Source organism: Clostridium senegalense JC122 (assembly GCF_000285575.1).
Taxonomy (GTDB): domain Bacteria; phylum Bacillota; class Clostridia; order Clostridiales; family Clostridiaceae; genus Clostridium_J; species Clostridium_J senegalense.
The window spans coordinates 1-341 of record NZ_CAEV01000151.1 but is presented as its reverse complement, the minus strand read 5'-3'; the positions used below and the strand labels follow the sequence as shown (position 1 = coordinate 341).

The 341-nt window shown below is 30.2% G+C and carries 2 pseudogenes; one reads left to right on the top strand and one right to left on the bottom strand.

What is annotated here, in order from left to right:
* Positions 1–50 precede the first annotated feature (50 nt).
* Positions 51–218: pseudogene (locus CSGHG_RS23980) on the top strand (patatin-like phospholipase family protein); the annotation flags it as partial.
* Positions 219–224: 6 nt separating this feature from the next.
* On the opposite strand, the pseudogene CSGHG_RS23820 reads toward CSGHG_RS23980, so the two are convergent.
* Positions 225–341: pseudogene (locus CSGHG_RS23820) on the bottom strand (S16 family serine protease); the annotation flags it as partial.

Here is a 341-nt window from a genome sequence, read left to right as displayed (position 1 = left end):
ATAGTATAAATTTATATATAGGAGGTTATATTTTTTTATTGAAAATAGGTATGGTTCTAGCTGGTGGTGGTGCTAAAGGAGCTTATCAAATAGGAGTTTGGAAAGCTTTGAAAGAACTGGAAATAGATAAATATATTAATATAATTTCAGGAACATCAATCGGAGCTTTAAACGCAATTTTATTTATGCAAAATAGATTTAGAATTAGCAGAAAATATGTGGAGAAATACCTCTTGCCAGTTTTCTTTAGGAATAATTATCTTTGTAGCACCTGCTTTCATAGCAGCTTGAATTTTAGAACTTACACCACCTACTGGCATTACAAGTCCATAAATAGATAT